Source organism: Streptomyces sp. NPDC048106 (assembly GCF_040706415.1).
GTDB lineage: Bacteria > Actinomycetota > Actinomycetes > Streptomycetales > Streptomycetaceae > Streptomyces.
Genome location: NZ_JBEZND010000013.1, coordinates 109388 through 123329 on the forward strand (window position 1 = coordinate 109388; position 13942 = coordinate 123329).

Genomic DNA, 13942 nt, shown 5'->3' on the forward strand with positions numbered 1-13942 from the left:
TGGACATGGAAATGCTGTCATCCGCATTCGAGTACGCACCGGCGCCCGAGTCCCGCTCGATCGTCGACATCGCGCCGTCCTACGGCCTGTTCATCGACGGCGAGTTCACCGAGGCCGCCGGCGGCAAGGTCTTCAAGACCGTCTCGCCGTCCACCGAAGAGGTGCTGTCGGAGGTCGCCGAGGCCTCCGAGGAGGACGTCGACCGCGCGGTCAGGGCCGCCCGCAAGGCCTTCGAGAAGTGGTCGGCGCTGCCCGGCTCCGAGCGCGCCAAGTACCTGTTCCGCATCGCCCGGATCATCCAGGAGCGCAGCCGCGAACTGGCCGTCCTGGAGACGCTGGACAACGGCAAGCCGATCAAGGAGACGCGGGACGCCGACCTCCCCCTGGTGGCGGCCCACTTCTTCTACTACGCGGGCTGGGCCGACAAGCTCGAGTACGCCGGGTTCGGCCGCAGGACGGCGGACGGACAGGGCGGCGCAGCCCCGCGCCCGCTCGGCGTGGCCGGCCAGGTCATCCCCTGGAACTTCCCGCTGCTGATGCTGGCCTGGAAGATCGCCCCGGCGCTCGCGACCGGCAACACGGTGGTCCTCAAGCCCGCCGAGACGACCCCGCTGTCCGCCCTGTTCTTCGCGGACATCTGCCGCCAGGCGGGCCTGCCCAAGGGCGTCGTCAACATCGTGACCGGTGACGGCCGTACCGGCGCGGCCCTGGTCGGGCACCCGGACGTGAACAAGGTCGCGTTCACCGGCTCGACGGCGGTCGGCAAGGAGATCGCGCGGACCGTGGCCGGCACGCGCAAGAAGCTCACCCTCGAACTGGGCGGCAAGGGCGCGAACATCGTCTTCGACGACGCCCCCGTCGACCAGGCCGTCGAGGGCATCGTGAACGGCATCTTCTTCAACCAGGGCCAGGTCTGCTGCGCCGGCTCCCGCCTGCTCGTCCAGGAGTCGATCCAGGACGAACTGCTGGACTCGCTCAAGCGCCGCCTGTCCACGCTGCGCCTGGGCGACCCGCTGGACAAGAACACCGACATCGGCGCGATCAACTCCGCCGAGCAGCTTGCCCGGATCACCTCGCTGGCCGAGACGGGCGAGGCGGAGGGCGCCGAGCGCTGGTCCCCGTCCTGCGAACTGCCGTCCTCCGGCTACTGGTTCGCGCCGACGCTCTTCACGAACGTCACCCAGGCCCACACCATCGCCCGCGAGGAGATCTTCGGCCCGGTGCTGTCGGTCCTCACCTTCCGCACCCCGGACGAGGCGGTCGCCAAGGCGAACAACACGCAGTACGGCCTGTCGGCGGGCATCTGGTCCGAGAAGGGCTCCCGCATCCTGGCCGTCGCGAGCAAGCTGCGCGCCGGGGTCGTCTGGTCCAACACGTTCAACAAGTTCGATCCGACCTCGCCGTTCGGCGGCTACAAGGAGTCGGGCTTCGGCCGCGAGGGCGGCCGCCACGGCCTGGAGGCGTACCTCGATGTCTGACCGACTTTCTGTCTTCAAGACCTACAAGCTGTACGTCGGCGGGAAGTTCCCGCGTTCCGAGAGCGGCCGGGTGTACGAGGTGACCGACGCGAAGGGCAACTGGCTGGCCAACGCTCCCCTGTCCTCCCGCAAGGACGCGCGGGACGCGGTGGTCGCGGCACGCAAGGCGTTCGGCGGCTGGTCGGGCGCGACGGCGTACAACCGCGGTCAGGTCCTGTACCGCGTGGCCGAGATGCTGGAGGGCCGCCGCGAGCAGTTCGTGCGCGAGGTGGCCGAGGCGGAGGGCCTGTCGAAGTCCAAGGCGGCGGCCGTCGTGGACGCCGCGATCGACCGCTGGGTCTGGTACGCGGGCTGGACCGACAAGATCGCCCAGGTGATCGGCGGCGCGAACCCGGTCGCCGGGCCGTTCTTCAACCTCTCCTCGCCGGAGCCGACGGGCGTGGTGGCCGTACTGGCCCCCCAGGACTCGTCGTTCCTCGGTCTGGTCTCGGTCCTCGCCCCGGTGATCGCCACCGGCAACACGGCGATCGTCGTCGCCGCCGAGAAGGCCCCGCTGCCCGCCCTGTCCCTGGCCGAGGTCCTGGCCACCTCCGACGTGCCGGGCGGCGTGGTGAACATCCTCTCCGGCCGGACGGCGGAGATCGCGGCGCCCCTGGCCGCGCACCAGGACGTCAACGCGATCGACCTCGCGGGCGCGGACGAGGAGCTGGCGAAGGAGCTGGAGATCGCGGCGGCCGACAATCTGAAGCGGGTGCTGCGTCCACAGGCTGTGGACTGGGCCGAGACGCCGGGAACCGAGCGGATGACGGCCTTCCTGGAGACGAAGACCGTCTGGCACACCACGGGCGCGCTGGGCGCGGCGGGTTCGTCCTACTGACGGGGTCCGGGCGGGGAACCGCCGTCGGCCGGGCGCGGGTCGCGTCCGGCCGACCGCGCGGTTCCCCGCGGCCCTTCCCGGACGCCCTCAGTTGCCCGGCGCCGACACCAGCCGGCCCGCCACCGGCACCTCCCCCACCGATTTCGCCTCCGCGACCGGGGCCGTCAGCATGCGGGAGTCCACCGGCTTGAAGTCGGCGACCCGGGTGCCCACTCCGTTGTCGAGGGGGTCGACGCCGGTGCCCGCCAGGGGGTTGGGCTTGAGGCCGGCGACCGGTTCCGTGGCGTAGCCGGCCGAACCGGCCAGGGCCGTGAGCCCGGCCTGGGGGTCGATGTCGCCCAAGGGGGCCGAGTGGCCCGGCGCCTTCCCGTGCGGGGCGGCCGCGTCCGCGTGGGCCGTCGCCGCGCCCGCGCCCAGCGCCGCGCCGGCGGTCACGAGCGCGAACAGGGCACGGCGGGCGGTGGGGTACTGCGGCTTGCTGTGTCGGGCCATCGCTGGTGCCACCTTCTGGTGCGCAGGGTAATGATGTCGCGACACAGGGTAGTTGAGGCGTGACCCGCGCTTCAAAAGCGAACCGCGGGGTCGGCAGGCGGCACGCCATGCGTCAAACTGGTGTTCCGTGAGCATTCATCCCCCGTCCCCCGCCCGTGTCGTGCTGCTGTGCGGCCCCTCGGGTTCGGGCAAGTCCCTGGTCGCCGCCCGTTCCGGGCTGCCCGTGCTGCGCCTGGACGACTTCTACAAGGAGGCCGACGACCCGACTCTGCCCCTGGTGGAGGGAAGTTCGGACATCGACTGGGACCACCCCGGCTCGTGGGACGCGCAGGTCGCCCTCGACGCCATCACCCGGCTGTGCGCCACGGGTTCGACGCCGGTGCCGGTGTACGACATCTCGCTCAGCGCCCGTACCGGCGAGGAGACGCTGCGGCTGGGCCGTACCCCGCTGTTCATCGCCGAGGGCATCTTCGCCGCGGAGATCGTCGAGCGCTGCCGGGAACTCGGGGTCCTCGCCGACGCGCTGTGCCTGAGCCGCGGATCGGTCACCACCTTCCGGCGGCGCTTCGTGCGCGACCTGAAGGAGGGCCGCAAGTCGGTGCCGTTCCTGCTGCGCCGCGGCTGGCGGCTGATGCGCGCGGAACGCACGATCATCTCCCGCCAGGTGTCCCTGGGCGCCCACCCGTGCGACCGGGACGAGGCCCTCGGCCGGCTCGCGGCCGCGGCGGCGGGGCGGCAGGCACGGCAGCAGTCGGCGGCGTGACCGTCGTACCCCCGGTGGACCGCGGACGGCAAAGAGGGGCTGGTCGGGCCCCCGGCCCGACCAGCCCCTCTTCTGTTCCTCCCCCACGGTTCACCACCCCCACAGTGGTTCCCCGCGTTCCCCCGTGTTCCCCCGTGCTGTCCGGGCCGCCCCCCAGCGGCCCGGCCCCCGTTCCCCCCTACCTCAGGCGACCAGTTCGCCGAAGGCGTTCTCCTCGTCACGGCCGAAGCTGAGGACCTCGTCCTCGCGCAGCCGGCGCAGCGAGCGCCAGATGCTGGACTTCACCGTGCCGACACTGATGTTGAGTATGTCCGCGATCTCCGGGTCCGTACGGCCCTCGTAGTAGCGCAGGACCAGCATGGTGCGCTGCAGTTCGGGCAGCCGGGCCAGTGCCTGCCACAGGACCGCGCGCAGTTCGGTGCCGCGCATCGCGTCCGTCTCGCCGGGCGTCTCGGGCAGTTCCTCGGTCGGGTACTCGTTGAGCTTGCGCCGCCGCCAGGCGCTGATGTGCAGGTTCGTCATCGTGCGACGGAGGTATCCGCCGACGGCCGCCTTGTCGCTGATCCGGTCCCACGCCCGGTAGGTCGAGAACAGCGCGCTCTGCAACAGGTCCTCGGCCTCGAAGCGGTCGCCGGTCAGGTGGTAGGCGGTGGCGTACAGGGAGGCACGGCGCTCCTGGACGTAGGCGGTGAACTCCGCCTCCGTCAGCGAACGACGCTCCCCCTGCTCCTCCCTGTACGCGCTCCCCCCGTGCGTCTCCCCCGGACGCGCGTCGACCATCGACATGTACGGCTGCTGCTGCCCGTAGGCGGCGTGCTGACGCCCGGTGCCGCGGGCGCACCCCCGTGCTCCCCCACGCTCGAACGCGCTCGTGCGGGAGGACCCCCCGTCGGCACCGGTCTTCTCCGAACCCCGGTGCACGTCGTGCAGACGCGTGACCACTGCGCTGGTGCTGATGCTGTGCAGCGTGTTCATCTCGCGCTCCCCGTCGTGGAGTTCCGGTGCTTCGGTCCTGCTCCGGGACTCGCCCGGTCGTGCTCCGGGCTGTTTCCGGCCGGTTGGGCCGGATCCGGTTGTTCGCCGTGCCCGTGACCAAAAGACTGCCGGGGTCACATCATCGCCGTGTCCGCCGACTGTCACAGACCTGTCACAGGGCCTCCCGCCCTCGGCGGCGTCACAGGAAGTGCACAGGCCGTGGCGATAGCGCGGGGCTCATGCCGACAGGTCGTACGACACCCCGTCCATGGGCCAGAATGAGTGGGTGCCTTCCCTGTTGCTGATCGAGGACGACGACGCCATCCGTACGGCCCTGGAGCTCTCACTGACGCGCCAGGGACACCGGGTGGCCACCGCTGCCAGCGGCGAGGACGGTCTGAAGCTGCTGCGCGAGCAGCGGCCGGACCTGATCGTGCTGGACGTGATGCTGCCCGGCATCGACGGTTTCGAGGTGTGCCGGCGCATCCGGCGCACCGACCAGCTGCCGATCATCCTGCTGACCGCGCGCAGCGACGACATCGACGTGGTCGTCGGACTGGAGTCCGGCGCCGACGACTACGTGGTCAAGCCGGTCCAGGGCCGGGTGCTGGACGCCCGGATCCGGGCCGTGCTGCGGCGCGGGGAGCGCGAGTCCAGCGACTCGGCGACCTTCGGCAACCTGGTCATCGACCGCTCGGCGATGACCGTGACGAAGAACGGCGAGGACCTCCAGCTCACCCCGACCGAGCTGCGGCTGCTCCTGGAACTGAGCCGGCGGCCCGGCCAGGCGCTGTCCCGCCAGCAGTTGCTGCGGCTGGTGTGGGAGCACGACTACCTGGGCGACTCCCGCCTGGTGGACGCGTGTGTGCAGCGGCTGCGCGCCAAGGTGGAGGACGTGCCCTCGTCCCCGACCCTGATCCGTACGGTCCGTGGTGTCGGCTACCGCCTGGACGCTCCTCAGTGAGCGATACGCGAGGGGGGCTGCGCGGCTGGGCCGCGGGCCGCAGGGGAAGTCTGTCCCGGCTCAGGTTCACCAGTCTGCGGCTGCGGCTCGTCGTGGTCTTCGGGCTGGTCGCCCTCACCGCCGCGGTGTCGGCGTCGGGCATCGCCTACTGGCTCAACCGCGAGGCGGTGCTCACCCGCGCCCAGGACGCGGTGCTGCGCGACTTCCGCCAGGAGATGCAGAACCGCGCGGGCGCGCTTCCGGCCCGCCCCACCCAGGACGAACTCCAGCGCACCGCCGGGCAGATGGCGGCCAGCAGCCAGAGCTTCAGCGTGCTGCTGGTCGGCCAGGACGCGCACGGCAAGACGGTGTACGGCAACTCGGGCGGGATCAACGGGTTCTCGCTGGAGGACGTGCCCAAGTCGCTGCGTACGGCGGTGAACCGGCGGCAGGAGACCGGCGACACCAACAGACAGCCGTACCACCTGTACTGGCAGCGGGTCGTGGAACACGGCACGCCGTACCTCGTGGCGGGCACGCGGGTGATCGGCGGCGGTCCGACCGGCTACATGGCGAAGTCCCTGGAGCCGGAGGCGAAGGATCTCAACTCGCTGGCCTGGTCGTTGGGCATCGCCACCGGTCTCGCGCTGATCGGCGCCGCGCTGCTCGCGCAGGCCGCCGCCACGACCGTGCTGAAACCGGTGCACCGCCTCGGCGTCGCCGCCCGGCGGCTCGGCGAGGGCAGGCTGGACACCCGGCTGCGGGTCTCGGGGACCGATGAACTCGCCGATCTGTCCCGGACGTTCAACAACGCGGCGGAGGCGCTGGAGAAGCGGGTCGCGGAGATGGCCGGACGGGACGAGGCGTCCCGGCGCTTCGTCGCCGACATGAGCCATGAGCTGCGTACGCCGTTGACCGCCATCACCGCCGTGACGGAGGTGCTGGAGGAGGAGCTGGAGTCGGAGGCGGGCGGCATCGACCCGATGATCGAGCCGGCGGTCCGCCTGGTCGTCAGCGAGACGCGCCGCCTGAACAACCTGGTCGAGAACCTGATGGAGGTCACCCGCTTCGACGCGGGCACCGCCCGGCTGGTCCTGGACGACGTCGACGTCGCCGACCTGATCACCGCGTGCATCGACGCCCGCGCCTGGCTGGACGCGGTGGAGCTGGACGCCGAGCGCGGCATCCACGTCCGCCTCGACCCGCGCCGCCTCGACGTGATCCTGGCCAACCTGATCGGCAACGCCCTCAAGCACGGGGGCTCGCCGGTGCGCGTCTCGGTGCGCGAGGCGCCCGACTCGGTGGTCATCCAGGTCCGCGACCACGGCCCGGGCATCCCCGAAGAGGTACTCCCCCACGTCTTCGACCGCTTCTACAAGGCCAGCGCCTCCCGCCCCCGCTCGGAGGGCAGTGGCCTCGGCCTCTCCATCGCGATGGAGAACGCGCACATCCACGGCGGCGAGATCACGGCGGCCAACTCACCCGAGGGCGGCGCGGTGTTCACACTCCGGCTGCCACGGGACACGTCGGAAACGACGGAGGAACCGACGGAGGAACCGGCCGAGGAGAAGGACGGGAAGAAGGACGGAAAGAAGGACGGGAACGCGGCGAAGGGGGAGGAGGAGTGATGACGACGGTACGACGACGAACGCGACGGCGCCGGCTCCTGGCCCTCCCCCTCCTGGGCGTGCTGCTCACCGGCTGCGGCATACGCGCCACCCAGGTCCCGACCGACTTCGGCCCGGCCCCTTCGCGGGTCCCGTGCTCACTGGCGGGCCCGGACCCGGCGACGCAGCAGGGCGTGCCCGTCCAGGTCTTCCTGCTGTGCGGGGACTCCCTGGTGACGGTGGACCGCACGGTCCGGGTCCCCGAGGGCACCCCCGACGCCCGCCGCCGGGTGATGGTGGCCCAGGGCCTGCTGGACCAGCTGGCCGCGGCCCCCTCGTCGGCGGAACGCTCGGCGGGCTACACCACCCGCGTCCCGGGCGGCCTGTCCGTCTCCGGCCCCGCTCCGCGCGACCCCGAGGACACCCTCCGGCTCGGCACCGCCCCCTCCGGCCTCCCCGCCCCGGCCCTGGCCCAGCTCGTCTGCACCCTCTCCGACTCCGCCGCGGCGGAGGGCGACGGCTCGGTGACCCTGGGCGGCCCGGCCCCGGCGCCGCTGCGCCGCTACGCGTGCACGGACGACGTCCGCGAGCACCCGGGCACGACGGCGCCGCCGGCGAGTGAGGTGCAGCAGGGAGTGGGGTAGCGGGCTACCGGGGACATCCGACCCTGGTGTCACGCGCCACGGCGACGGCTCCGTCGGACACGCCGGTTACGCCTTCCCGCGGGGCCACTTGGCAGGAGATCGACCGCGCGGATCGCGGATGCCGGTTCCGGGGGCCGGGTACGGCCGCGACCCCGCCGGCGTGGGCGAACGGCCCCGCCCCCGGCCGGGCCCGGGCACCGGCCCGGCACAGGCCGCCGCCCGATGCGGAACCGATCGTGCGGACCCGCGCGTCTTGGGGGGCGTGCAGCGTCAAGGGGACTTCGACGGCGGCGCCGTCATCCGCGTCCGGGCGGCAGGAGGCATCCTCCTCCTCGCCCACCTCGTCTTCGTCGCCTGGCTGATGCTGCGGCCGCTGGACGTGCCGTGGGTGACGCCGCCCAACCTGCACCCGCTGGCCGGTATCCGCGCGGATCTGGCGCGGGGGTGGCCGGCCGCGGTGAAGCCGCTGGGCGAAGGGCTCGGGCTGCTCGCGCCGCTCGGCGTGCTGCTGCCGATGGCGCACGGCAGGCTCACCGTGTCGCCGCTCGCCTCGCTGCTGCGCACCGCCGCCGCGGCCAGTCTGGTCTCGCTCGGCATCGCCCTGTTGCAGACCGGCGTCCCGGGGCGGGTCGTGGACGTCGACTCGGTGCTGTTGAACACCGCCGGGGTGATCCTGGCCCACCTGCTCGTCGTCCCCGCGGCCCGCGCGCGTCTGCGCAGGTCGGAGCGGTTGCACCAGCGGCCTGAGGCCGAGCCGGCCGTCTTCCACGAGGGGCTTTCTCAGGGGCGTACCCCGACGATTCCCAGGGTCGGAATCGCTCCTTAGAGTGACGCTTCGTCCCCTTCGTGTCCGTATCGTCGTAGACAGCTGATCGAGCCGACCGACGACCACGGAGGATGTGTCATGACCGCCCTTGCCCGACCCACCCACGGCCGCATGATCGGCGGAGTGTGCGCGGGCCTGGCCCGCCGCTTCGGCACCTCCGCCACCACGATGCGGGTGATCTTCGTGCTGTCCTGTCTGCTGCCGGGCCCCCAGTTCCTGTTGTACATAGCCCTGTGGATCCTGCTGCCGGCCGAGGACAAGGCCCGCGCCACCAGCTGGTGACGCGCCACGCCGCCGGGGCGCCCCGGTCGGTTCCGGGACACACCGGCGGCGGGCGGGCGGCGGCGTCAGCCGAGCGGGACCCCGTTCACCCCCATGCCCTGCGTGGGCAGGCCCGTGTTGTTCAGCGGCAGTCCGCCGAGCATCCCGGGCGACCCCTGGGCGTGCATCCGCCGCACGGCCGGCTGCGCGGCGGCCACCCCGGAGGCCACGGCGCCCTGGCCCTGCGCGAGGGTGCCGACGGTCCCGGGCACGACGGACTCGGCCGGCAGGTTCCTGGTGACGCCGTTCAGGGTCTGCGTGGCGTCGGCGGCGGGTGCCGCGTGGGCGGCGCCCGCGCCGAGGGCGGCGAAGGCGGCACCGAGGGCGGCGACACCGAGGGTCTTGGCGGCAGACTGCTTCATGGTGAATGCGTCCTTGAATGCGGAGACGGGGACTGCGGATCACAGAAGATCCGGGGATCGCAAACGATCCGAGCGGACTCCGACCGTAAACACGCCGCGCTCCGTCCCGCAAACACCGAAATGCGGACGCCCTGTGAAAACACGTCCGCATCTCACGCCGAAAGAAGCGGTGGCTTACCCTTCCGATCCCGCGGAGCCGCTGGTGGGAGACGTCTGCTGAAACAGCCATTCGGATTTCAGCTCGGCATAGCCGGGCTTGATGACGTCATTGATCATCGCAAGCCGTTCATCGAAAGGAATGAACGCTGATTTCATCCCATTGACAGAGAACCACTGGAGGTCGTCGAGCGTGTAACCGAACGCGTCGACAAGATGCTCGAACTCCTGGCTCATGCTGGTGTGCGACATGAGCCGGTTGTCGGTGTTGACCGTGGCCCGGAACAAGAGCTTGCGCAGCAGCCCGATCGGATGCTCGGCGTACGAGGTCGCGGCCCCCGTCTGGAGGTTGGAGGTGGGGCACAGTTCCAGCGGGATCCGCTTGTCCCGGACGTACGACGCGAGCCGTCCGAGCCGCACCGACCCGTCCGGCCGGACCTCGATGTCGTCGATGATCCGCACCCCGTGCCCGAGCCGGTCGGCGCCGCACCACTGGAGCGCCTGCCAGATGGAGGGCAGTCCGAAGGCCTCGCCGGCATGGATGGTGAAGTGGTTGTTCTCGCGCTTGAGGTACTCGAAGGCGTCCAGGTGCCGGGTGGGCGGGTGTCCGGCCTCGGCGCCGGCGATGTCGAAGCCGACGACGCCGGAGTCCCGGTAGCGGTTGGCGAGTTCGGCGATCTCCAGGGAGCGGGCCGCGTGCCGCATGGCGGTGAGCAGGGCGCCGACCCGGATCCGCCGGCCGTTCTCGCGGGCGAGCCGTTCGCCCTGCCGGAACCCCTCGTTGACGGCCTCGACGACCTCTTCCAGGGCCAGCCCCCGGGCCAGGTGCTGCTCGGGCGCGTACCGCACCTCGGCGTAGACCACGCCGTCCTCGGCGAGGTCCTCGGCGCACTCCCGGGCGACCCTCACCAGGGCCTCCCGTGTCTGCATCACGCCGACGGTGTGCCGGAAGGTCTCCAGATAGCGTTCCAGCGAGCCGGAGTCGGCGGCCTCCTGGAACCAGATGCCCAGCTTGCCGGGGTCGGTCTCGGGGAGTTCCCGGTACCCGGCGTCCTGGGCGAGTGCGACGACGGTGCCCGGCCGGAGCCCGCCGTCGAGATGATCGTGCAGCAGTACCTTGGGCGCCCGGCGGATCTGGTCCGGCGTCGGTACACGCCCCGGGACATTCGCCGGGACGGTCCCCTTCGGTGCAGTCTGGCTCGTCATTTCCGCACTGTAACGCCTACGCGCGTAGAAATCTCCGGCTCCGCACCCGGACTTGGCCGGACGTTTTCCGTCGCCTTTACGCCGATACCCAACGGTGACCGGCCGTACGGGTTTCGTACGCCGCGCCTTCTGACACTGTTCTGCCATGGGACAGCAAGCGACGCCGGTCCGAACGGCCGGGCTGGGCAGGGCGGTCGGGCCGGTGCCGGATTCGGTGTGCGGGGCGGTGCTGCTGCTGCCCGGCGGGGAGGAGATCTCCGCGCGCAGGCCGTCCTCCCTGATGGGGGCACCGGCGTTGGTCCGCTCGCTGGGCCGGCGGTTCGTCCGCACGGGCCGGGGGGAGGGGCTGGCCGTGCACACCGTCCGCTACCGCTACCGGGGGTGGAACGGCAGCGAGGCGCATCTGGCCGCCGACGCGGAATGGGCCGCCGACGAGGTCGTACGGCGGTACGGGGATGTTCCCGTCTGCCTGGTCGGCGTCGACATGGGCGGCCGGGCGGCGCTGCGGGCGGGCGGGCACGAGGCCGTCAACTCGGTGGTGGCGCTGGCCCCCTGGCTGCCCGAGGAGGACGTGGCCGCGCCCGCCGAGCCGGTGAAGCAGCTGGTGGGGCGGCGGGTGCTGATCGTGCACGGCACGAACGACGAGCGCAGTGACCCGGAGTTGTCGTTCCGGCTCGCGGCGCGGGCGAAGAAGGTGAACCGGGAGGTGTGCCGGTTCGAGGTGCACTCCGACGGGCACCGGCTGGGCGGCCACCGGGACGAAGTGGAGTCCCTGGCCGCCGACTTCATGCGGGGCGCGCTGTTCGGGCACCCGGTCTCCCGGCCGGTCGAGGACGCGCTGGCGGCGCCGCCGCCGATCGGGCTGCGGATGCCGCTGGCGGCCGGGTTCGGCAGGTCGCTGCGGCGGTGAACCCGCGGTGGCGGGCCCCCTTCAGGCGAGCAGGTTCCCCCGCCTCGACAGCAGGAACTTCTTGAAGGCGGCGACCGGCGGGGTGTCCGCGCGGTCGGCCGGCCAGGCGACGCCGATCTCGCGGACGGCACGCGGCGCGGTGACGGTCAGTTCCACCACCCCCGGCCTCGGCACCGTCGGCGGCGGCAGCAGCGCGACCCCGAGTCCGGCCGCGACCAGCCCCCGCAGCGTCTCCGCCTCCTCCCCCTCGAAGGCGATCCGGGGCGCGAACCCGGCCTCGCGGCACAGGGCGTCGGTGATGCGCCGCAGGCCGTAGCCGGGCTCCAGGGTGACGAAGTTCTCCTCGGCCGCCTCGGCCAGCCGGATCCGGCGGCGGCCGGCCAGCGGATGGTCGGCGGGGACGACCAGGCGGAGCTTCTGCTCGTCCAGGCGGCGCACGACGAGGTCGGGGGCGTCCGGGACGGGAGAGGTCAGGCACAGGTCGAGGCGGCCGGCGCGCATGCCCTCCAGCATGGCCTCGCCGTAGTTCTGGACCAGGCTGAAGCGGATGCGCGGGTGCTCGGCGCGGAAGGCGCCCAGCAGTCCGGGCACCGTCTCGGCGCCCATGGTGTGCAGGAACCCGAAGGCGACCTTGCCGGTGGCCGGGTCGGCGTCGGCGCGGACCTCTTCGGCGGCCCGTTCCACCTCGCCGAGGGCGCGTTCGACGGAGGCGAGGAAGGTGCGGCCGGCCGTGGTGAGGACGAGGGTGCGGCCGCGGCGGGCGAAGAGTTCGACGCCCAGGTCCTGTTCCAGGCGGGCCATCGCGCGGGAGAGGGTGGACTGGGGGACGTTCAGCTCCTGGGCGGCGCGGGTGACGTGCTCGTTCCGGGCCACGCCGGCGAAGTAGGCGAGGCGGGGCGCGAGCAACAGCGCCATGTCTTCTGTGTCACCGGATGGTGACAGTCTCTGCTCTGACCTCTGCTGATGCTCCATGGGAACGATTATGGCGATTCCATGCATTGGACGGATCAGAGGTCCGTCCCTACGGTCGAAGCATGTCTCCCGCCAGTACCGGGGCGTCCGCCACCGTGGACGCCGCGTCCCCCGTCGTCACCGCCTCCTCCTCCGACACCGGCGTCTCCGACTCCCGGCTGACCCCGGGCGGCCCCGGCTACCGCCGGATGAGCCTCGCCCTCTTCCTCGCCGGAGTCGCGACCTTCGCCCTGCTGTACTCCACCCAGGCCCTGCTGCCGCTGATCTCCGACGACTTCGGGGTCGCGGCGAGCGAGGCGAGCTGGACCGTGGCGGCCGCGACCGGCGGGCTCGCGCTGTTCGTGCTGCCGATGAGCGCCCTGTCGGAGCGCTTCGGGCGTCGCACGGTGATGACCGCCTCGCTGGTGGTCGCGGTGGCCGTCGGCCTGCTGGTGCCCTTCGCGCCGTCGATCGGCGCGCTGGTGGCGCTGCGCGCGGTGCAGGGCGCGGCCCTGGCCGGACTGCCCGCCTCGGCGCAGGCGTATCTGGCCGAGGAGGTGCGCCCGCGGGCGCTGGTCACGGCGATCGGCCTGTTCGTCGCGGGCAACAGCGTCGGCGGCATGAGCGGCCGGGTGATCACCGGCTGGGTGGCGCAGATGTGGGGCTGGCGGGTGTCGGTCGGCGTGATCGGGCTGATCGCGGTCGGCTGCGCGGTGGCGTTCCGGCTGCTGCTGCCAGCTCCGCGGCACTTCACGGCGGGCTCGCTGCGTCCCCGGGTGCTGCTCGGCACGGTCCGCGCCCACCTCTCGGACCCGCTGCTGCGCCGTCTGTACGTGATCGGCGCGCTGTTCATGACGGTGTTCGGCGGCGTGTACACGGTGATCGGCTACCGGCTGACGGGCGCGCCGTTCGGGCTGCCGCAGGGCATCGTGGGCTCGATCTTCCTGGTCTACCTGGTGGGCACGGTCTCGGCGTCCACGGCGGGCCGGCTGGTGGGCCGGCTGGGCCGGCGCGGCGCGCTGTACCTGGCGGGCGGCACGACGGCGGCGGGCCTGCTCCTCTCCCTGGCCGCGTCCCTCCCCCTGGTCCTGCTCGGCCTGGTGCTGATCACCGCGGGCTTCTTCGCCGGCCACGCGGCCGCCTCCTCGGCCGTCAGCAAGACCGCCACCCACGGCCGCGCCCAGGCCTCCGCGCTCTACCAGTCCGCCTACTACATCGGCTCCAGCGTCGGCAGCACGGTCGGCGCGCTCGCCTTCCACGCGGGCGGCTGGCCCGGCACGGTGGGCGTCGGGCTCCTCGCGGTCCTCGGCGTCGTGGCCATCACGGTGCTCGGCTCCCGGGCGGCGCGGGTGGCGGCGCGCGAGCCGCTCGCAGCATGACCCGCTGAGCCCCCCGCCTCGGCGCGGGGCATCGTCTCTCCCCCCTGGTCGG

At 72.4% G+C, this 13942-nt stretch carries 15 protein-coding genes; 10 read left to right on the plus strand and 5 right to left on the minus strand.

Features of this window, described 5'->3' with window-relative positions:
- The first annotated feature begins 14 nt into the window (after positions 1-14).
- A complete protein-coding gene (locus tag AB0927_RS16250; protein WP_366668295.1) occupies positions 15-1478 on the plus strand; it encodes an aldehyde dehydrogenase family protein in 1464 nt (487 codons plus the stop codon).
- Positions 1471-2355: an aldehyde dehydrogenase family protein gene (locus tag AB0927_RS16255; protein ID WP_366668230.1), complete on the plus strand. Its 885-nt coding sequence runs from the start codon at positions 1471-1473 to the stop codon at positions 2353-2355. Before AB0927_RS16250 ends, AB0927_RS16255 begins: the two co-directional genes overlap by 8 nt.
- A gap of 87 nt (positions 2356-2442) precedes the next feature.
- On the opposite strand, the gene AB0927_RS16260 is transcribed toward AB0927_RS16255, so the two are convergent.
- Positions 2443-2847 (minus strand): hypothetical protein, encoded by a 405-nt coding sequence (locus AB0927_RS16260; protein ID WP_366668231.1) that lies wholly within the window; start codon positions 2845-2847, stop codon positions 2443-2445.
- A gap of 160 nt (positions 2848-3007) precedes the next feature.
- On the opposite strand from AB0927_RS16260, the gene AB0927_RS16265 reads away from it, so the two are divergent.
- Positions 3008-3610, plus strand: a complete 603-nt coding sequence (locus tag AB0927_RS16265) for a uridine kinase (RefSeq protein WP_366668296.1) — start codon at positions 3008-3010, stop codon at positions 3608-3610.
- 183 nt (positions 3611-3793) lie between these two features.
- On the opposite strand, the gene AB0927_RS16270 is transcribed toward AB0927_RS16265, so the two are convergent.
- A complete protein-coding gene (locus AB0927_RS16270; protein WP_366668232.1) occupies positions 3794-4585 on the minus strand; it encodes a SigE family RNA polymerase sigma factor in 792 nt (263 codons plus the stop codon).
- Positions 4586-4871: 286 nt separating this feature from the next.
- On the opposite strand from AB0927_RS16270, the gene afsQ1 reads away from it, so the two are divergent.
- The 5 genes from afsQ1 to AB0927_RS16295 all read left to right on the plus strand — a co-directional run bounded on the left by afsQ1 (position 4872) and on the right by AB0927_RS16295 (position 8887).
- Positions 4872-5549 carry a two-component system response regulator AfsQ1 gene (afsQ1, locus tag AB0927_RS16275; protein WP_106980762.1) on the plus strand — a complete coding sequence of 226 codons (678 nt, stop codon included), beginning with the start codon at positions 4872-4874 and terminating at the stop codon, positions 5547-5549.
- Positions 5546-7156, plus strand: coding sequence for a HAMP domain-containing sensor histidine kinase (locus AB0927_RS16280; RefSeq protein WP_366668233.1), 1611 nt, complete (start codon positions 5546-5548; stop codon positions 7154-7156). Before afsQ1 ends, AB0927_RS16280 begins: the two co-directional genes overlap by 4 nt.
- A complete protein-coding gene (locus tag AB0927_RS16285) occupies positions 7156-7779 on the plus strand; it encodes a hypothetical protein (protein ID WP_366668234.1) in 624 nt (207 codons plus the stop codon). The genes AB0927_RS16280 and AB0927_RS16285 overlap by 1 nt, the downstream gene beginning before the upstream one ends.
- A gap of 262 nt (positions 7780-8041) precedes the next feature.
- Positions 8042-8605: a VanZ family protein gene (locus tag AB0927_RS16290; RefSeq protein ID WP_366668235.1), complete on the plus strand. Its 564-nt coding sequence runs from the start codon at positions 8042-8044 to the stop codon at positions 8603-8605.
- Between the two features lie 78 nt (positions 8606-8683).
- Positions 8684-8887, plus strand: a complete 204-nt coding sequence (locus AB0927_RS16295; RefSeq protein ID WP_366668236.1) for a PspC domain-containing protein — start codon at positions 8684-8686, stop codon at positions 8885-8887.
- Between the two features lie 65 nt (positions 8888-8952).
- Here the strand turns inward: AB0927_RS16295 and AB0927_RS16300 are convergent, their stop codons facing one another.
- Positions 8953-9288: an ATP-binding protein gene (locus AB0927_RS16300; protein ID WP_366668237.1), complete on the minus strand. Its 336-nt coding sequence runs from the start codon at positions 9286-9288 to the stop codon at positions 8953-8955.
- Between the two features lie 174 nt (positions 9289-9462).
- Positions 9463-10650, minus strand: a complete 1188-nt coding sequence (locus AB0927_RS16305; protein WP_366668238.1) for an adenosine deaminase — start codon at positions 10648-10650, stop codon at positions 9463-9465.
- A gap of 145 nt (positions 10651-10795) precedes the next feature.
- Between AB0927_RS16305 and AB0927_RS16310 the strand changes: the two genes are divergently transcribed.
- Positions 10796-11560: an alpha/beta hydrolase gene (locus AB0927_RS16310; RefSeq protein WP_366668239.1), complete on the plus strand. Its 765-nt coding sequence runs from the start codon at positions 10796-10798 to the stop codon at positions 11558-11560.
- Between the two features lie 21 nt (positions 11561-11581).
- Here the strand turns inward: AB0927_RS16310 and AB0927_RS16315 are convergent, their stop codons facing one another.
- Positions 11582-12532 (minus strand): LysR family transcriptional regulator, encoded by a 951-nt coding sequence (locus tag AB0927_RS16315; RefSeq protein ID WP_366668240.1) that lies wholly within the window; start codon positions 12530-12532, stop codon positions 11582-11584.
- Positions 12533-12594: 62 nt separating this feature from the next.
- On the opposite strand from AB0927_RS16315, the gene AB0927_RS16320 reads away from it, so the two are divergent.
- Complete coding sequence (locus AB0927_RS16320; RefSeq protein ID WP_366668241.1) at positions 12595-13890, plus strand: MFS transporter; 1296 nt, start codon at positions 12595-12597, stop codon at positions 13888-13890.
- The last annotated feature ends 52 nt before the right edge of the window (positions 13891-13942 follow it).